At 59.8% G+C, this 17,947-nt stretch carries 16 protein-coding genes; 7 read left to right on the plus strand and 9 right to left on the minus strand.

Annotated features, from left to right (window positions below; translation table 11 throughout):
• Positions 1-58: 58 nt before the first annotated feature.
• From HF916_RS39215 to HF916_RS39225, 3 genes are all read right to left on the minus strand, one after another.
• Positions 59-865, minus strand: coding sequence for a transporter substrate-binding domain-containing protein (locus HF916_RS39215; RefSeq protein ID WP_240975687.1), 807 nt, complete (start codon positions 863-865; stop codon positions 59-61).
• Between the two features lie 100 nt (positions 866-965).
• Complete coding sequence (locus HF916_RS39220) at positions 966-1,940, minus strand: PDR/VanB family oxidoreductase (RefSeq protein ID WP_168794095.1); 975 nt, start codon at positions 1,938-1,940, stop codon at positions 966-968.
• A gap of 19 nt (positions 1,941-1,959) precedes the next feature.
• On the minus strand, positions 1,960-2,997 hold the full coding sequence (locus HF916_RS39225; RefSeq protein WP_168794096.1) for an aromatic ring-hydroxylating dioxygenase subunit alpha: 1,038 nt from the start codon (positions 2,995-2,997) through the stop codon (positions 1,960-1,962).
• Positions 2,998-3,289: 292 nt separating this feature from the next.
• Here HF916_RS39225 and HF916_RS39230 point away from each other — a divergent pair, with 292 nt between their 5' ends.
• Both HF916_RS39230 and gfa read left to right on the plus strand, forming a co-directional pair.
• Entirely contained in the window at positions 3,290-4,399 is a 1,110-nt protein-coding gene (locus tag HF916_RS39230; RefSeq protein ID WP_168794097.1) for an S-(hydroxymethyl)glutathione dehydrogenase/class III alcohol dehydrogenase, read from the plus strand.
• Between the two features lie 73 nt (positions 4,400-4,472).
• Positions 4,473-5,048, plus strand: a complete 576-nt coding sequence (gene gfa / locus HF916_RS39235) for an S-(hydroxymethyl)glutathione synthase (protein WP_168794098.1) — start codon at positions 4,473-4,475, stop codon at positions 5,046-5,048.
• A gap of 203 nt (positions 5,049-5,251) precedes the next feature.
• On the opposite strand, the gene HF916_RS39240 is transcribed toward gfa, so the two are convergent.
• The 3 genes from HF916_RS39240 to HF916_RS39250 all read right to left on the minus strand — a co-directional run bounded on the left by HF916_RS39240 (position 5,252) and on the right by HF916_RS39250 (position 7,297).
• On the minus strand, positions 5,252-5,533 hold the full coding sequence (locus tag HF916_RS39240) for a hypothetical protein (protein WP_240975689.1): 282 nt from the start codon (positions 5,531-5,533) through the stop codon (positions 5,252-5,254).
• On the minus strand, positions 5,530-5,964 hold the full coding sequence (locus tag HF916_RS39245; protein ID WP_168794099.1) for a hypothetical protein: 435 nt from the start codon (positions 5,962-5,964) through the stop codon (positions 5,530-5,532). The genes HF916_RS39240 and HF916_RS39245 overlap by 4 nt, the downstream gene beginning before the upstream one ends.
• A 619-nt stretch (positions 5,965-6,583) precedes the next feature.
• Entirely contained in the window at positions 6,584-7,297 is a 714-nt protein-coding gene (locus HF916_RS39250) for a FadR/GntR family transcriptional regulator (protein ID WP_168794100.1), read from the minus strand.
• A 149-nt stretch (positions 7,298-7,446) separates the two neighbouring features.
• On the opposite strand from HF916_RS39250, the gene HF916_RS39255 reads away from it, so the two are divergent.
• From HF916_RS39255 to HF916_RS39265, 3 genes are read left to right on the plus strand one after another with little or no spacing between them, the layout of a single operon-like run.
• Positions 7,447-8,328, plus strand: coding sequence for a fumarylacetoacetate hydrolase family protein (locus HF916_RS39255; protein WP_168794101.1), 882 nt, complete (start codon positions 7,447-7,449; stop codon positions 8,326-8,328).
• Entirely contained in the window at positions 8,325-9,110 is a 786-nt protein-coding gene (locus tag HF916_RS39260) for an alpha/beta fold hydrolase (protein ID WP_168794102.1), read from the plus strand. Before HF916_RS39255 ends, HF916_RS39260 begins: the two co-directional genes overlap by 4 nt.
• A 19-nt stretch (positions 9,111-9,129) precedes the next feature.
• Positions 9,130-10,473 carry a metal-dependent hydrolase family protein gene (locus HF916_RS39265; protein WP_168794103.1) on the plus strand — a complete coding sequence of 448 codons (1,344 nt, stop codon included), beginning with the start codon at positions 9,130-9,132 and terminating at the stop codon, positions 10,471-10,473.
• A 267-nt stretch (positions 10,474-10,740) separates the two neighbouring features.
• Here the strand turns inward: HF916_RS39265 and HF916_RS39270 are convergent, their stop codons facing one another.
• Entirely contained in the window at positions 10,741-11,421 is a 681-nt protein-coding gene (locus tag HF916_RS39270) for an MBL fold metallo-hydrolase (protein ID WP_240975858.1), read from the minus strand.
• A 430-nt stretch (positions 11,422-11,851) separates the two neighbouring features.
• On the minus strand, positions 11,852-13,018 hold the full coding sequence (locus HF916_RS39275; protein WP_240975690.1) for a hypothetical protein: 1,167 nt from the start codon (positions 13,016-13,018) through the stop codon (positions 11,852-11,854).
• A gap of 1,116 nt (positions 13,019-14,134) precedes the next feature.
• On the opposite strand from HF916_RS39275, the gene HF916_RS39280 reads away from it, so the two are divergent.
• A complete protein-coding gene (locus HF916_RS39280; RefSeq protein WP_168794105.1) occupies positions 14,135-15,823 on the plus strand; it encodes a peroxidase family protein in 1,689 nt (562 codons plus the stop codon).
• A gap of 350 nt (positions 15,824-16,173) precedes the next feature.
• Here HF916_RS39280 and HF916_RS39285 read toward each other — a convergent pair whose 3' ends face one another.
• Positions 16,174-16,833, minus strand: coding sequence for an NADPH-dependent F420 reductase (locus tag HF916_RS39285; protein ID WP_168794106.1), 660 nt, complete (start codon positions 16,831-16,833; stop codon positions 16,174-16,176).
• A gap of 133 nt (positions 16,834-16,966) precedes the next feature.
• Here HF916_RS39285 and HF916_RS39290 point away from each other — a divergent pair, with 133 nt between their 5' ends.
• Positions 16,967-17,863, plus strand: a complete 897-nt coding sequence (locus HF916_RS39290) for a LysR family transcriptional regulator (RefSeq protein ID WP_168794107.1) — start codon at positions 16,967-16,969, stop codon at positions 17,861-17,863.
• Positions 17,864-17,947 lie beyond the last annotated feature (84 nt).

Consider the following 17,947-nt stretch of genomic DNA (forward strand, 5'->3'; position numbering starts at 1 on the left):
ATATCGACGGCTCATTCAATCAGTAACACTAAACTACGTATCGACCGGAAATTGAGCTTCAGGGCGTGACGTCCGTTTTGAACCACTTCTGACTGAGCGTGTGCACGGTCCCGTCGGCAAGCGCCGCGGCAATGGCCTGATCGAACATGGCTTTCAGATCCGTGTCGGCTTTGCGCAAACCGAGCGCTTCACCGTCTCCCCAGATTGGACCGCCAATCTTCGGACCGGTGAATCCCAGCGTCGCGTTGGCGGGTTTCGACAAGGCGGACGCATAGTAGGACGCGTCGTCGAACGCGACGTCGATACGTCCCGCGATCAGGTCGATGTCGTGTTCCGGAGCATTCTTGTATTCGCGAATGCTCGCAATATCCTTGAAGTTCTCGTTGATGAACTTGCTATAGACCGTGCCCGTGACGATCCCGATCGATTTGCCCTTCAGGCTGACGCGCAGCAGGTCGACGGCCGGCTTGTCGACTGCCGGATTGCCGGTCAGCTTGAGGGGTACGGCGCCCGGCGGCAGCTTTGGCAGCACGCCCGACCCGACCGAGACAAAAGCAGCCGGCGTATTCGCATACGGCTTCGAGAAGGTGATCGCCTTCTTACGCTCGTCACTGATCGACAGCGCGTCCATGATCACGTCGAATTTGCCGGAGTTCAACCCGGGAATCAACCCGTCCCAGTCTTGCGCGATCAGTTTGCACTGGACGTGCATACGCGTGCAGAGATTTTTCGCAAGCTCCGGTTCGAAGCCATCCAGCGAGCCGTCCGGGCGCGTCAGATTCCACGGTTCATAGCTGCCCTCAAGGGCAATCGTGACGGTTTTCCACTCCTTCGCGTAACCGGTTGAAGAAAACGCTACGGCCATAACAGACGCCGCGCAAGCCACGGCCTTTACAACGTCTCGACGACTGAAGTTCATTTGATGCCTCCCTACCTATGGATGTAAATGAAAATACATGTGCCACTCATGCCAACTCGTCTAGCACCAACACTGATGAATGCGACCTCGATACGCACGGCAGGAAGCACGTCCCGGCCGCGCGCTCGTCATCGGTCAGATAGGTGTCGCGATGATCGGGCTCGCCTGCGAGAACGCGCATCATGCAAGTCCCGCACACGCCAACTTCGCATGACGATGGAATGTCGAGTCCCGCCTCGCGCAGAGACGCCAGCACGGTCTTGCCGGCCGGGACGGGGATTGCGTCGCTCCTGCCTTCGAGCCGTACGGAGAACTCGCGTTCATCGCCAGGAACCGGCAGCGCAGGACCAAACGACTCCTGATGCACGAACTGTTCGCCCAGCATGTCGCGAGCAAGGCCCACCGTCATCTCCATGAAAGCGGGCGGTCCGCAAACATAGAGATGCGTGTTGGGCAACGCTGCGGACAGCAAACCGATAATGCACTCGCGAGTCGCGGCTGACGAAAGGCCGGCGTGGATACGCGCCTGGTCCGCAAGAGGTGATCCTTCGAACTCCGTACGGAATACGACAGATGTGTCGCTGCGCGCAAAATAGGCGAGCGTGTATCGCCTCCGCGATGCTGCGAGCGCGCAAGCCATCGAAAGAATCGGCGTGACGCCGATGCCGCCGGCAATCAAAAGATGCTGGTCTGCCGTATCGCTCAAGGCGAACGCGTTGCGCGGCGTGCCGATCCGCATTTGCGTGCCGACCTGCGCGGCGCTATGCAGCCATGCGGATCCGCCGCGGGACGCGGGTTCGCGTTTGACGGCGATCCGGTACTCCGGCGCGCTGGCGTCGGCGCCGCACAACGAGTACTGGCGCACCAGTCCAATCGGAAGATGAACGTCGATATGCGAGCCCGGCGCATACGCCGGCAACGCCGCACCGTCTGTACGGGCCAGCCAGAACACACGGATGTCGTCGGCCGCCGCGTTGACGTCCGTGATGCGAACTTCAATCGTATCTGTACCGGCGCTCATCGCAATCTCTCCCGGGAAGTCACGAAACGACAGGTTGTGGCGCATGTTCGGCTTCGATCATCTTGTGCAGCGTGCGGCGAAAACGCAGCGGCGCCGCGTCGGTTTCGATGTCCGTATTAGGCGTTCGCCTGTTCGTCATGCCGTAATCCACCGCGGACAGCACGATCAGATCCTCATTGAATGCGCTGATGAAATCGTTGGTGAGCGCCCGGTCTGTCGCCGCGCAATCGGGGCGGAAGTTGCGCACCTGAAACCAGAAGTAGCGACAGGTATGCTCGGTCACCGGTGTAACGAAGTTATATGAGTCGAGAAGGAACACATCCGGATGCAATTGCCCTTGCGGCGCGCCCGAATTCGTCGGCGCGATGATGTCGCGAATAATCGCGTGCGACGGATAGCGCACCTCATAATGCTGCAGCCGGTCGGCATGACCGGCGAAGCTCACATACGGGCGGAAGAACGGCGCAAGTTCGCAATCCAGCATCCATCGCGAGGCGAGCACGCCGTTATCGAGGACAGTCATCCTGACGGGCACATCGGCGGTGGCGACGTTACCCAGCGAAGTCTTGTGGACATACGTGACGTGGGACGGATCGAGCAGGTTATCCGTCATATACAGATAGCCGCAGTTGACGTCCATCGCAGGACCGAGGTTGACGCCCCACGCCGGATCGTCGTAGTGCGCAACAGCCAGTATTTCGTCGGGATCGGCCAGCTCAGGGTTCCCCGTCCAGATCCAGACTAATCCGTAGCGTTCCGCTACCGGATAGCGCCTCACGCAGGCCTTCGGCGGAATCCTGGCAAGACCCGGCGCATGCACGCAAACGCCGTCAGGATTGAACTCCAGTCCGTGATAACCACAGCGCAGGTTATCGCCTGTCACCTCGCCCATCGACAGCGGCAGCTTGCGATGCGGGCACGCATCTTCAAGCGCGATCACCGCACGCCCCAAATCGCGATAGAGTACGACCGGCTCCTCCAGAATAATTCGCCGCACCGGCTTGTCTTCGATCTCGTCGCTCCAGGCAGCGACATACCACGCGTTCCGCAAATACATTCCCTGCCCCCTTTCGTGTTCAATCAATCGTCCAGTGGGCACAAGAATAGGAACAACAGCAGCGGATCATCAAACGATTTGAACTACAGGCGAGGCTTAGTTTTTCTAAAGACTCACGCGAGCGCACTTCAATTCGTTTCGTGTGACGCGCCTGGCATGATGCTAAGTACTCTTAATATGTAAGGAGTTTCCCGAGGATTGACGACTTCCGGATCGAAACCTCTTGCGGCTCATTTTTTAATTGTGCAAACTTGTCTATACAAATTCGTCGCGAGTCATTGAGAGATCTGTCATGAAATCACGTGCTGCAGTTGCATTCGGGCCAGGAAAACCCCTGGAAATCGTCGAGATCGACGTTGCACCGCCGAAGAAAGGCGAAGTGCTGGTAAAGATCTCCCATACGGGCGTATGCCACACGGACGCCTTCACGCTCTCGGGCGACGACCCGGAAGGCCTGTTCCCCTGCGTGCTCGGGCATGAAGGCGCTGGCGTTGTGGTGGAAATCGGCGAAGGCGTCACGTCGGTCCAGCCCGGCGACCACGTGATCCCGCTCTACACAGCGGAGTGCGGCGAATGCCTGTTCTGCAAGTCGGGCAAGACGAACCTGTGCGTCGCCGTTCGTGCCACCCAGGGCAAAGGCGTGATGCCGGACGGTACGACCCGCTTCTCCTACAACGGCCAGCCGATCTACCACTACATGGGTTGCTCGACGTTTAGCGAGTACACCGTGGTCGCCGAAGTCTCCCTTGCAAAAATCAATCCGGCTGCGAATCACGAACAGGTGTGCCTGCTGGGTTGCGGCGTCACGACGGGTATCGGTGCCGTGCACAATACCGCCAAGGTGCAACCAGGCGACAGCGTCGCCGTGTTCGGGCTCGGCGGCATCGGGCTCGCTGTCATTCAGGGGGCTCGCCAGGCCAAGGCCGGCCGGATCATCGCGATCGACACAAACCCGTCGAAGTTCGAACTGGCGAAAGTCTTCGGCGCCACCGATTGCGTGAACCCGAAAGACCATGAAAAACCGATCCAGCAGGTTATCGTCGAGATGACCGGTTGGGGCGTCGATCATTCATTCGAATGCATCGGCAACGTCAATGTCATGCGTGCGGCGCTGGAGTGCGCCCACCGCGGTTGGGGACAATCCGTCGTCATAGGGGTCGCGGGGGCCGGTCAGGAAATCTCGACACGCCCGTTCCAGCTGGTGACGGGCCGCACATGGAAAGGCACGGCATTTGGTGGCGTGAAAGGCCGCTCACAACTGCCGGGCATGGTGGAAGACGCCATGCGAGGCGACATCCAGCTCGCCCCGTTCGTCACGCACAGATTGCCGCTCGATCAGATCAACGAAGCATTCGATCTGATGCACGACGGCAAGTCGATTCGCACAGTGATCGGCTACTAGGACACGACTGTGCGCCTTCTTCGGTGCAGCGTCATTGCGCCGATTTTAATTCGGAAACGTTGGAGGATACAGAATGAATACCACGACAATCCACCCGTCAGTGGACGCCGGTGTCAGGAAGGGCACGCCTGGTTTTACCGGCGGTACGCTCCACTGCCAATGCCAGAGCGACAAAGTCGAAGTCCGGGTAGAAAGTAACGTCGCACACAACCACATTTGCGGCTGTACGAAGTGCTGGAAACCGGCTGGCGCGGCTTTCGCAATGATAGGCGTGGTGCCGCGCGATAAGGTCACGGTCACCGCTCATGCCGAGAAACTCCAGGTCGTCGACGAGGAAGCGGCAATCCAGCGTCATGCCTGCAAGGCGTGCGGAGCGCACATGTATGGCCGGATAGAAAACCGTGACCATCCGTTCTACGGTCTTGACTTCATTCACGTCGAACTCTCCGATGATAGCGGTTGGGAAGAGCCGCGCTTTGCGGCTTTCGTCTCGTCGGTCATCGAAGCTGGCGGCGCGAAACCGGAACAGATGGACGATGTGCGTGCGCGGCTCACTGAGCTCGGACTCCCACCGTACGATGCGCTCAACCCGCCGTTGATGGACGCGATGTCCACGCATATCGCCAAGCGCAATGGTGTGCTGAAATAGCGAAACTCAGGGCGGATCGTCCGTACCTATCCGCCCGTCTACCGGATTCGCAATGGAACGGATAGAACAGCGCGCCTATTCTGACGGTTGGCAAGGCGCATACCGTTACGACTCAGCAATATGATTTTGCCGACACATCCGATCGCTGCCCGGTTATTGATTGCACTGAACGTCGCCGATTCAGTGCCTTGTTCAGTTTCGCCCTAAAGCGCCTCGGCGCGCTTGCCGCCGATATGCAAGGCGATCACGCCGATCACCATTGCGGCGACGGCGCGCGAGAACCATAGCTTGAACTCCGTAGCAAGATCGAAGACGTCGAACGCTTGAATCAGGCTGTAGAGTGCGAAGCAGATCGACGCGATGCCCAAGGCGAGAAGGAAGACGGCGAGCATTTCGTGCCTGGACCGGGGGCGCACATCATGCTTTGCTTCCGGGGCGTCTGCTGCCGCCGAGGGTTCCTCGCGCGGCTTACCGATTGGCATCATGTACTTAGCTTCCGCATTTGCGGGCTGCTACCGGCAGGCGAACCGCTTGTGTCATCGCCAAGCTTGCGGACGTGGAGGAACTGCGCCATGAGGCACAGCACAAAGCAGAGAATCATGACGCAACGGGCCGTCGAGAAGAACGCGCTCTTCCCAGGCACGACGATGTTCACCACGTCCACCCTGTTGTGGGCGACGACGCCTTGTGCGACGGTGGATCGGGAAGTCGGCCCCTCCAGTGCGGCTGGAATGCCCTGGATGAAACGAGTGATGGCAAGCGCGCCGACGAACGCACAAGCCACGTGTAAATGGGTCAACCAAAGGGGCTGCGGATATTCCGGACCTCGGAGCACCAGATTCAGGCATGCCACGATACCGGCACACGCGGCGCTCGTTACGACCGCCAGCAGCCACGATTTGAATCGCAGGTTCATGAATTTCCGCTTCGATGAAAAAACGCTCGCCTTTGATATCGGCAAATAGTGGAAATTCTTGAGTGATTTGCGGCCTTGCCACGAAGCTCTCTAGCGGCGTGGCACTCGCGGTGCAAGCGACGGACGTGGAGTCTGCGATCAAACGGGGGTGCGTGTTTCGATCGTTGAGCGCGGTGAATATGCAGCCGATATGAAGCGGCCCACATCAGTCCTCCGACCCGACGCGGAAGCTGCGGAAGCTGCGGAAGCTGCGGAAGCTGCGGCAGCTTCCGAAGTAGCACAGTCTTTCGAGCAGCCGTCTTGTCCGGCGAGTTCTGTCGGCCGGAGCCGACATTGAGGTGACGACGTTCGTGAGGCAGCTACAGGTCGCTTTCCTGCGGTTCGCACGTCGATGGCCGCGAATGTGGAACCTAACCGTCCGCAAATGCGTGCTCCCGATCCGCAGCGGCCCTTCGGGACGACGTTGCGGGCGACAGTTTGCTGACGTAGTGCGGACATCCGCCGATGTCAGCGAAAGAAGCCATCACTGTTCCCGGCTCAATTCAATGAACACCCCATCGCTCGCGCATGAGGCATGTCGAGCTCCTCTTGCGTCAGCTTGCCGGCACAAATGTAGCCATCACATGCCGAACAGGTTGTGCTGAATCTGCCGCAGGTGCCCGGTCAAAACCTGGCCAGCCTGCTCAGCATCGCGGTCACGCAGTGCTTCAACGATCGCCCTGTGCTGTGCTTCGTATTCCTTCCGACGCTCAGGCGTGAGTGAGTGGCGCTTGAGTCTGCCCCATTCGCCCTGTTCGCGAACACGATTGGTCAACTCAAGCACCTTCAGGAAAAACGAGTTGTGCGTCGCCAGCGCGAACGTGCGATGCAACTCACCATCCCAGTGCTCGAATTCTTCGACCGTTTGTGCCGCTTCTGACCGCTCGATGCACTCCATCATTCGCGCGAAGTCGGACGACGTGGCATTGCGCGCAATCAGCTTCGGCATCAACGGTTCGATAAGGAGTCGCGCTTCCATCAGTTCCGCCGGGCTGGTCTGTGTCTCGGATATCTCGTCAACGACAATTTCCGGCGCTGGCAATGCCTTCGCAGCGCCGGGAAGCACAAAGGTCCCGCTGCCCACAGTCTGCGTAATCAGGCCTCGGTCCTTAAGGTCCTGCAAGACGCGCCTGACCGCGCCACGCGACGCACCGAACTGCTCACTCAGCTGGCGTTCAGCCGGAAGTTTGACTCCATCGCGCATGCGACCCGATGCGATCTCATCGTGAAGATATGCCGCCAGCGCTTTCGCGCCGGCTGCCCGTACAGGGCTCTTTGCCTCGACATCGCCCATCTTGCTGCTCCCCGGTTTCTATCAAGTGAATCATACCACGAGAGGTACCAATTGGTAGCGACATTGGTTAACCCTCACTTGTTAATTACCCAATATGGTTCTACTGTACCTCATACGCAAACCAATTGGACTACTTCAGGAGCCATTTTATGAAACTTGCAAACCTCCACGTGGACGGCGCCGCCCTTGTAGCGGTAGTGGATACGGATAAATCGGTGTTCTGGCCCGTGTCCGCGCTGGTCCCGGAATTCAATGGAGACATGGTCCAATTGGTCCAGTCGTTCGGCAAATACAAGGGAGACCTCCGCCCGCTTGGCGAAGGACGCCCTTTGAGCGAAGCCACCGTGCTGGCGCCTATCGACCAGCCGCGTCGCAATATCTTCTGCGTGGGCAAGAACTATCACGAGCACGCAGCCGAATTCCAGAAATCCGGCTTTGATAGCAGCGCCAAGGACGGTGAACACGCACCGGAAGCGCCGGTTATCTTCACGAAGACCGCAAGCACGGTCATCGGCCCGGGCGTGAAGATTCCGCGCCATACCGACGTCACCAGTCAACTGGACTACGAAGCCGAACTCGGCGTGGTTATCGGCAAGGCCGGCCGTGGCATCAAGAAGGCCGACGCGATGGAATACGTCTTCGGCTACACGGTCATCAACGACTTTACGGCCCGCGACCTGCAGAAGCTCCACCGCCAATGGTTCATTGGCAAATCGCTGGATGGCTTCTGCCCGATGGGTCCATACCTCGTCACCGCTGACGAAGTCGATGGCCAGAATGTCGATGTGAAGTGCTGGGTCAACGGCGAACTGCGCCAGAACTCCAACACGAAACAACTGATTTTCGACATTCCGACGCTCATCGAAACGCTGTCGGCTGGCATCGAACTGCAACCCGGTGATGTGATTGCAACCGGCACCCCTGCTGGCGTCGGTATCGGCTTCAATCCGCCGAAATTCCTGCAAAAGGGCGACGTGATTCGCATCGAAATCGAGAACGTGGGTGTACTGGAAAATGAGGTGGGCGAATGACGACCACCCTGGTCAAGAACATCGCGGTAGAAATCGATGGCGATGGACAGGCTGTGGTCTGTATTCACGGCCTTGGCGGTTCATCGAACAACTGGACGCCTGTTCTTTCCGCGTTCGAAGGCATGAAAGTCGTCCGGCCTGACCTGCCTGGCAGCGCCCGTTCGGCGCTCCCTTCGCAACCTCTGTCCATTGACCTGTACGTCGAGACATTGGCGGGTGTGTTGGGTGAACTGGGCATCTCGAAGGCGCACGTCGTCGCACACTCGATGGGCACCATCGTCGCGCAGCATCTGGCCATCAAGCATCCCGACCTCGTGAAGAGTCTCGCTCTGTTTGGGCCGCTCCTCGCCCCGCCGGAGCAGGGACGCCCAGGCATTCAGGCTCGCGCCGCGCTCTCGCGGGAGAAAGGAATCGCGGGCGTGCAGGAAATTGCCGACGCCATCGTCAAGGGCGCGACGAGCGCCGAGACGAAGGCACAGCGGCCCGTCACGCTCGCACTGGTCCGGGAAAGCGTCATGCGTCAGTCGCCGGAGGGCTACGCGCAAAGCTGCGAAGCACTCGCCGGCGCTCAGTCGGCCGAGGTCGAGAAGATTGCCGTACCAACGCTGCTCGTGACGGGGGATGAAGACGGCGTCGGACAACCGGCGGCGGTGAAGTCAATGGGCGAGCGTATTGCCGGAAGCAAGGTGACGGTTCTGTCGGGCTGCGGCCACTGGACCACGTTCGAAAAGCCTGCCGAATGCGCCGAAGAGCTCAAGGCCTTTTACAAGTCAACGAAGTAAGTCCCCTATTGGAGGAGACATGAACAGAACCGTATTTACCAACGTCAATATTTTCGACGGCACCGGCGCTGACCCGTATATCGGCGAGATTCTTGTTGAAGACAACCGGATTTCACGTGTAGCGAAGAACGGCGAAACCGTAAACGCAGCGGACGCCCGCACCATCGACGGTCGCGGCCGGTTCATCATGCCGGGGATGACCGAGGCACATACCCACTTTTCGTGGAATGACCAGCCGTCCCTGTCGGCCATTCAGTTCATGCCGCCGGAAGAGCACATTCTGTGGTGCGTCCGCGTGGCCAAGCGGTATCTGGAAATGGGTTTCACCTCTGCGCTCGGCGCGGCTGCCGCAAAGCCGCGTCTTGATGTGGTGTTGCGCAACGCTATCAACGCCGGCGAATTCCCTGGACCGCGCTATCTCGCGGGAAGCCAGGAAATCACGACGCTCGGCGGTCTCGGCGATAACACGCTTCCCCACCTGCCGTTCCGTGAGTTGAACTTCGGCGAAGTTGTCAGCGGGCCGGAAGAGGTACGGCGCGCAGCGCGCATGTTCATCAAGTACGGTGTCGACCATCTGAAAATCAATCTGTCGGGCGAATACATCGCAGGTATTCCGGCAGAAGCCTCTCCGTTCTCCGAGGAAGAAATCGCCATGCTGGCTGCCGAGGCGAAACGTGCCGGCAAGCGCGTCGCCGCGCACGCCCGTTCGAGTGAGTCAGTCAAGCAGTGCGTGCGTCACGGTCTGGAACTCGTGTTCCACGCAAGCTTCGCAGACGAAGAAGCGCTCGATATGCTCGAGGCGAACAAGGAGAAGCACTTTGTCGCTCCCGGTATTGGCTGGCTGGTCAGCACGCTCTATCACGCTGAGAAATGGGGTATCTCCGAAGAAGTTGCGACGAAGATGGGCTACGCACGCGAGCTTGAAGTCGCGGCCGAGACCCTCAAAAAGATGCACAAGCGCGGCATCCGCATTCTGCCAGGCGGCGACTATGGTTTTGCGTGGATGCCACACGGTACGAACTCCCGTGACCTTGAGCACTTCGTCAAATATATCGGCATGACGCCGAAGGAAGCGCTCCTGTCAGCGACGCAACTCGGTGGCGAACTGATGATGGAGCCGGACCGCATCGGCAAACTCGCCGAGGGGTATTACGCGGACATCGTTCTGGTCGACGGCAATCCGCTTGAAGACCTGAAGGTGCTGCAGGACCCGGCGAAGATATCCCTTGTCATGAAGGACGGCGAGATTATCAAGAGCTGCTACGACGTGAAGATTCCAGAAGGTCCCATTCACGTCACCGGTGGCAATGAGCCGATGAGAGATGAAGGCGTCAAGAAGGCAATGCACGCGGAGACTCACTGAACTCCGGCCGGGGTTTGCACGTCTCCCGGCCATTTCCCGACAAGATAACGCCAGTTCACCGCGCCATGCGCGGTTTGACAAGAAGCTGGGACGTGAAAACCAAACCGCGCAGAAGCTCAAACTGCCACGCGCAACTGCGCCTGTGGGTAGCGAAGCGGCCGTTCGTAGAATCTGGCCGATTGGCCCCTTCTGGCCGACATACGCCAGCCGTTCCGTGGCGCGCGAAGTCCCCCCGGCAACGCACCGAGCGGCGGACCCGGCCAACGATCAGGTGCGTTTAGCCAAATAAGCATCGACCAACTCGACCAGTCGTTCCCGCCCGAAGCTCCCGTCGTGTCCAGCGTGGACCACTTGCACGGGCAATTCACGCAAGCGCTTCATCGTGCGCACATAGGTCGGAATATCAGCACCGCCTATCTCATCCAGCAGCGGGCCATCGTAGATCGCATCGCCCGAGAACAGTGTGCCGGATGCCGCTTCCCATAGGCCGATGCTGCCCGGTGAGTGGCCGGGTAGATGCAGGACTTCAAAATGCCGGTTGCCGAGATCGACGATGTTCCCCTCCTTGACGATTTCCGTGACCGTTGCGGCACGCACGCGATAGCCGGACATCGAGTAATCAGCGCTGGGAAGTGCCGTGATCAGATCGCCGTCGAACGGATACCCTGCTTCGCGATACCGGCGAATTGCTTCGGCGCCTAATACCGACGCCAGAAGGGTGCCTGGCTCACGCGGCGAGCGCAGGTTGTCCGCCTCCAACTCGTGAACCAGCGTGTGCTCGAACTCATGATGTCCGCCGACATGATCCGAGTGCGTATGCGTTGCAACGGCCGTGACGTCCTTCTTCAGCAGGTGCCTGGCTGCATCCAGCAGACTGACGATACCCATTCCTGTGTCGATCATCAGGTCCCGGTCGCGGCCGCGCACATGCCAGATATTGCAGCGCATCAGCGGCACGACGTGCGGTTCCCAAAGCAGGGTAATGTCGTCGCTGATGCGTTTGAGTTCGAACCATCGGTCGGCAATCGGTAACTTGGTCATGTGGGGTCGCTCACGGTAAGAGCCGTTACTTTGACACACTCCGCATCGCACTTCGAGAGCGTTGAGACTGGCATCGTCGATTGGGTGCGCAGGGCACAACAACTACTCGCCGGACCCGGGGTGTCGCGGCCGACTGTCATCGGCCCACGACGGACGATGGACGAAGCGCCACCAGGTCGGCAGCTCCCTGGGTACAACGGTCATTCACTCCTTCGAGTCGCTCCGCAGGTCATCTGCCAAGTGGCCGTTCGCGTCAGCAACGACTTCGGCGAATCCGCGCTGACAGACTGCACGCGCGCACCTCCGTTGCGTGATGCGCCACGTGCAGCGTTACACCTCATTGGCCCGCGTTCTCGAACGGCAGACGCCAGACGGTCACGGTGTTCGTGTTGTCGTCGACTGCCGCAAAGCGCACGAACTCATGCTTCGGCTGCCCAAACGCGATGCCAAACGGACCATCGACTGCCGGGTCGATGGAAAACTGCGCAACGAAGCGGCCTTGCGGCGTAAACTCAACGATTTCGCTCGGATGCTTCGGATCGGCGTTGACCGCGTCGCCGTTTGCGACGAACAGATGGCCGTTCGGTCCGAGGGCCATTCCGAGCGGGCCGCGCAGATGGCCGTTGTCCGCGTAGATCAGCACACCCTTGCTGCCGTCGTGCTGCGAGCTGCCCGCGCCGGAGACGGCGAAGATCGCGTTGTCGGCGGTCGAGGCGACATACAGTACATCGCGTTGCGGATCGTAGGCAAGTCCCGTGGGTCCGAGGACCAGTGCTGATGGATCGGAGCGAAATGTGTAGCCGGAGGCGATCTTCGTGGCGCGGTTCAGATGGACGCCGTTGTCGTCGATGCTAACGTCGAGCCTCGTGACGGTGCCATCCAGCACGTTGGACACAAATACCTTCGCATGGTCGCCCTCATCGAAGATCGTCAGATCCCAGGGACCGTTGATCTTTGCCGCCGGGGGCATCCATTCCGCAATTTGACTGCCACTTCGATTGATCACCAGCAGCGAGCCGGCCGTTGGGGACGTACCGTTCTTGGTCGGTACATTGCCGACCAGTACGAAGCCGGCCGTGAGCACACCGAGCGCGGTGCTCAGACCGAGACGCACCGGACCCTGGAAGAACGTGACCGGGTTGCCGTGCGGCACGATCTTGACGATGGTGGTGCCTTTGCCCTGAACGTTGCCGGCGCTCTGCGAGTTGTTGAAATTGGACACGAGCAGGTCGCCTGCTGCGATCGTGCCGTAGCCGGGGAAACCGTCGGGCACGAACGCGACGCCATACGGATTGAGGTCACCGTTGGTGGGCACCGTCGATGAGGTGACGAACGAGGGCGGCAGCAGCGCCGTGAGGTCATCGGCAATGGCGCTGCCCGGTAAGGAAAGCGCGAGACTGGTGCCGTATACCATGGTCAGCAGCAGGCGTTTCAGCGCGCGGCCTTTTCCACGAGCAACGCGGTGGCAGGGTTGCCAGCCGAACTTCGGAGTAAGACTTTGCATGAGGGGATTCATGACTTCGCTCTCCACGAATGCTGCGGGGCGGACGCGTCTGTTGTCGCTGCACGCATCGCGTGTCGGCCGCCGCAAGCGAATTTCGCCCGTGTCCGCGCAACGGACACTAGCACAGCAGTCTTGCGACTCGAACGCGGGTCGCACAGCGTCGGCAGCAGTGGGGCGAATTACGTAAACCACGCAAAAGCAGACCCGTTGCCGGCGAGTGCGCGGCGAACGAGGCATGCGTCATTCACAACTTGAACTGGATCGTCCGATGACAAACGCGAATGGGGGCGAAGCGTGTGCAGTAAACGGATGAAAGGGCTAAATATTCCAGCGTGATGGCGGCACTGGGGTCGCTTGCCACGCTAATTCCTTTGCTAATACAGTTGCTGGCCTCGATGGATCGCGACGTTCGTCGGTTACACCCGCATCCTCATGCGAAAACGTCGCCCGTGACTTCCGGTTCTGATCCATGCGCCGGCGTTGGCGTTCGTCATCTTTCAAAAGCGCTTTCGCGACTTCTCCCCCTCGAAGGTCCATTGCCTGGGCGGAGCCGACGTTGAAATGTCTGTGTGAAAGAACAGACCAATGGCCGCAAGTCGCCGTACCCGCTCCCACGACGAACTTCCCTCATCGACCCACCAGCGCCATTCGCTTAAACGCTCGATCGTCCGTTCCATTGTCCATAAGGTCATTCAAGTCATAGGTCTTCTGGTTTCGAGTTTCCATTGCTATCGATTATCGGAAAAGATGACCTGATTTTCACCCGAAAAAATATATTTTAGATATTCCTATCGGAAATCAGCGATCGGTAAGTTAAAACAAATGGGTTGCAACCAAGTAAGTTTATTCCGCCTTCACGCGCGCTGATCCCGATAGAAACATGCGGTAGTCAAATCATACAAATCGCTGTATTCAGTTCACATAGTCAAACCAAATCAAGCGCGTCGATCGTAATATTATTTGTTATTGAACTTCACTCTTCTTCGTTGCATCGTGCCTTACGCCTTTGCGCCGTCCATCCGCAACGCGTCAACGACGATCGACCCATGCCCCGCCTCCAGAAAGCGCGGGCGGATTAGTCCTGTCGATCGATTATAGACAACGAGGAGAATTACATTGCGCATCCATCGATATATGCGGGTGGGGTGTTCGGCATTTATAATCGCCGCCGCTGCACTTCCAGCAAGGGTTTTCGCCGACAATCACGGCGCGCCCTCCGCAGTTCATCCGATTACGCTGCTGCAATCATTTCGACCAATTGGCGGCACTGGCAATAATCTCGCCAATCCCAACTTCAACGCCACGCCAGGCAGTCCGGAATTGAAACTGGCCCCGTTGAACTTCGCGCCTGGCACGGTCAACGGCCTGATAGGCGGCCCGAATCCCCGGACTATCTCGAACGCAATCTCGGGCGGCACTGGCGCTCAGGGACAAAATGGCCAGACCACCGATCCTGTTGCCTCCGCATGGCTTTATGTGTGGGGACAATTTGTCGATCACGATCTCGGTCTCGAAGCTGCGCCGCTCACGACCGACGCGATCAACATCACCATTCCTGCGAATGATCCGGACGTGACCGCCGGTACCGTCATTTCCATGACCCGCGCGGTCCGCAATCCGGCGACCAATACCATCGTCAACACCGTTGCAGGATATCTTGACCTGTCACAACTGTACGGCTCGACCCAGGAGATGGCCGATGGCTTGCGCAATGCGGACGGCACGTTGAAATCATCGCCCGACGGACACTCGCTTCCGATTGTCGCCGGGGTCTTTGAAAGTGGTGATCCGCGAGTGATGGAGAATCCCGAACTCACAGCGACCACGACGCTTTTCATGCGCGAGCACAATAGGTGGGTGAGTCAGCTGAAAACCCAACAGCCGGCCTGGTCAGGCGACCAGTTGTACAACATGGCGCGCGCCATCACCACCGCCGAGTACGAGAACATCGTGTATTCCGAATATTTACCTGCGCTGATCGGCCCCGTGCTCGGCCCGTACAAGGGGTATGACTCGTCCCAAAACGCGCAGATCTCCCAGGAATTTTCTGCTGCCGCGTTCCGCGTCGGTCATTCGCAGATCTCGGACACCCAGGAGGGCGTGGACAACGCTGGCGTCACCACCTTCAGTGAAGGGCTCAGTCAGGCGTTCTTCAATTCACCTCAACTCGACATTGCGAACGGGACCGATCCCCTCCTGCGCTCGCTGAGTCTGGATTTCGCGCAAGCAACGGACGTCTACGTGGTTGCGACGTTGCGCAATCTGCTGGCTGCCAGCCTCGTGGGCGGCGGCGTCGACCTGATCGATCTGATAGCAATCGACATCCAGCGCGAACGTGATCTGGGAGTTGGCAGCCTGAACCAGGTCCGCATCGCGTTAGGCCTCGCCCCTTATCGATCATTCGATGCATTGACCAGCGATCCTGCGCTGCAAACCCATTTAAAGACTGTCTATGGCACCATCGATCAAGTCGACCTTTTCATTGGCGGACTCGCGGAAGCGCATGCGCCCAACGCGGTTGTCGGGCCAACGTTTCAAAGAATCATCGGCGACCAGTTTTCCGCGTTGCGCGCTGGGGATCGTTTCTTCTGGCTCAACCTGGGTTTCGATCCTGCCACCACCAGCATGATTACGAACACGACGCTTGCCGACATCATCCTGCTTAACACGGACACAACCGCATTGCCGCAGCATGTCTTCATTCAGGGCTCGCCGGTAACACCGCCCTCGCACCAAAAGAGTCAGACACCCGTTCCTCGCGGGATGAGGCCCGATGCTGCGTCCGCTGTCAATCCGGCGCGTTGAGTCGCGACGGTCAGTTTTACTGAGAATGTCCCCAGCCGGGACATTCTCGGGCGTGTCTTCCGTCATGCCTTCACTCGAAAACGTATAGCCGCCTAACTCGGCAATGCCGCTGAACGATTCGGCCAACCACTGACTCAATGCGAGCGCCGCATGAAAGCGGCTCCAGAGAACGGCAGCGTAAAGCCGGAAAACGAATCAAGGCGTCGTTGTGTCCGCCACATCAGCGACGAGCAACGCCGGGCGCGCAAGGCCTACGACGACGCGCAGGAGGCCAGCTACACGGTTCATGATCTGCGCGCCGCAATCAGCACCGATTCCTCAGTTTCCAAAGCAATCGGCGACAACGGCAATCAATGCCGCCACGACCCATGCGGCAACTCCACATCCCGCTGTGCCGCGGCCAATCCTTCCAGCATGCCGGCGCGTTCGAGCGGAATGCAATACACCGGCTTGGCGCGCTCGAAGCGCCAACTGTCCGCCAGCGCGCCAGCATCGACGGGATCGAAACCGAACTGATCCAGCAGTTCGCTCACGACGCGTTTGGCCGATTCATCGTCACCGGCAAACGGCAGCGCACGGCGCTTCGGCGTATGCGGCGCTGAGCCATCGGTTTCGAGGTCCCTCGCCAGAATCGCGTTGAAGGCCTTTACCACGCGAGTGCCAGGCAAGGCGGCGGCGAGCATCTGGCTGGTGGTCGTGGCATGGCTGTCGAGCGCCTCGATCTGGCCGTCGCGCTCGGGATAATGATTGCAAGTGTCGATCACGATCTTGCCGTCGAGCGCCGCCGCCGGCAGCGCGTCGATGCTGCTGAACGGCACGGCGACCACCACGACTTCGCCGAACCTCGCCGCCTCCTGCGCCGTGCCGAGCGCGCAGCCGAGCGCCGCAGCCGTGCTGATCAGGGTCCGCGGATCGCGGGAATTGCTGATCATGACTTCGTGACCGTTCTGCTTCGCCAAAGTCGCCATCGCGCGGCCGATAAAGCCGGCGCCGAGAATGCCTATCTTCATGTTTCACACTCCATGCAGGTCCGAGGATCGCTCCGTCGAGCCCACGCTCGCCGGTGAGAACCACTATGATTCAAAACTCAAACGGGATAAATACGTGCAATTCGACGACTGTCGAAAGCAGGAATGGGGAATCATGGATCGACTGACCAGCATGGCGATCTTCGTCAAAACGGCCGACAGCGGCTCGTTCGCCGCGGCGGCGCTCGCATTCGGCATCTCGTCGCAGATGGCCGGCAAGCACGTGAGCACGCTCGAAGAGCGCGTCGGCGCAAGATTGCTCAACCGCACCACGCGCCGCCAGAGCCTCACCGAAATCGGCCAGATCTTCTACGAGCGCTGCAAGGCGCTGCTGGCCGACGCCGCGGCGGCCGAGTCGGTCGCTCAGGAACTGTCGGCGTCGCCGCGCGGACGGCTGCGCATTACCGCGCCCGTCACGTTCGGCGCCTGCTGTCTCGCGCCGATGATCACGCGCTATCTGAAAGCGCATCCCGAGGTGCGGGTCGAGTTGACGCTGACGGACCGCTTCGTCGATCTGATCGACGAGGGTTACGAGGCCGCGATTCGCCTCGGCGCGCTGTCGGATTCGTCTCTGATCGCGCGGCCGTTGATGCCTTACCGGTTGGTCGCGTGCGCGTCGCCGGGCTATCTTGCGGAACGCGGCGAACCGCGCACGCCGCAGGAACTGACGGCGCACGAGTGTCTGAGCTTCGTCTATACGAGCATGCCGGCCGCCACCGAATGGCGTTTCGCCGATGCGCAAGGCGAGCACGTGGTGCCGATTGCCGGCCGCTTCGAGGCCAATGACGTGAAGGCGCTGCTGGCCGCCGCGCTCAACGGCGGCGGCGTGATCCTCGCCCCCGAAGTGGCCGTGAAGGACGAACTCGCGGCGGCCCGCCTAATGCGCCTGCTGAGCGGCTACGAAGCGACCGCGCGGCCGATGCATCTGGTGTTTCCCGCCAGCCGCGTCACGCCGAAATTGCGTGCGTTCATCGACCAGGTCGTGGCTGAATTCGACCCGCACAACGCGTGAACGACGCGTGAACATCGCGCGAACGAGCCGCACGGAAATGCGCACCACACGCCCGTGACAAGCCGCCAATCTCGCCGCATTGCC

The organism is Paraburkholderia aromaticivorans (genome assembly GCF_012689525.1).
Lineage (GTDB): Bacteria > Pseudomonadota > Gammaproteobacteria > Burkholderiales > Burkholderiaceae > Paraburkholderia > Paraburkholderia aromaticivorans_A.

Bases quoted from the DNA above. Each gene is read 5' to 3' on its own strand.
- HF916_RS39265 (WP_168794103.1), top strand. From the start codon at position 9,130: ATGAACAGAACCGTATTTACCAACGTCAATATTTTCGACGGCACCGGC.
- HF916_RS39225 (WP_168794096.1), bottom strand. From the start codon at position 2,997: ATGTATTTGCGGAACGCGTGGTATGTCGCTGCCTGGAGCGACGAGATC.
- HF916_RS39290 (WP_168794107.1), top strand. From the start codon at position 16,967: ATGGATCGACTGACCAGCATGGCGATCTTCGTCAAAACGGCCGACAGC.
- HF916_RS39215 (WP_240975687.1), bottom strand. From the start codon at position 865: ATGGCCGTAGCGTTTTCTTCAACCGGTTACGCGAAGGAGTGGAAAACC.
- HF916_RS39255 (WP_168794101.1), top strand. From the start codon at position 7,447: ATGAAACTTGCAAACCTCCACGTGGACGGCGCCGCCCTTGTAGCGGTA.
- HF916_RS39285 (WP_168794106.1), bottom strand. From the start codon at position 16,833: ATGAAGATAGGCATTCTCGGCGCCGGCTTTATCGGCCGCGCGATGGCG.
- HF916_RS39260 (WP_168794102.1), top strand. From the start codon at position 8,325: ATGACGACCACCCTGGTCAAGAACATCGCGGTAGAAATCGATGGCGAT.
- HF916_RS39220 (WP_168794095.1), bottom strand. From the start codon at position 1,940: ATGAGCGCCGGTACAGATACGATTGAAGTTCGCATCACGGACGTCAAC.
- HF916_RS39230 (WP_168794097.1), top strand. From the start codon at position 3,290: ATGAAATCACGTGCTGCAGTTGCATTCGGGCCAGGAAAACCCCTGGAA.
- HF916_RS39250 (WP_168794100.1), bottom strand. From the start codon at position 7,297: ATGGGCGATGTCGAGGCAAAGAGCCCTGTACGGGCAGCCGGCGCGAAA.
- HF916_RS39245 (WP_168794099.1), bottom strand. From the start codon at position 5,964: ATGAACCTGCGATTCAAATCGTGGCTGCTGGCGGTCGTAACGAGCGCC.
- HF916_RS39275 (WP_240975690.1), bottom strand. From the start codon at position 13,018: ATGCAAAGTCTTACTCCGAAGTTCGGCTGGCAACCCTGCCACCGCGTT.
- HF916_RS39240 (WP_240975689.1), bottom strand. From the start codon at position 5,533: ATGATGCCAATCGGTAAGCCGCGCGAGGAACCCTCGGCGGCAGCAGAC.
- HF916_RS39270 (WP_240975858.1), bottom strand. From the start codon at position 11,421: ATGCGCTGCAATATCTGGCATGTGCGCGGCCGCGACCGGGACCTGATG.
- gfa (WP_168794098.1), top strand. From the start codon at position 4,473: ATGAATACCACGACAATCCACCCGTCAGTGGACGCCGGTGTCAGGAAG.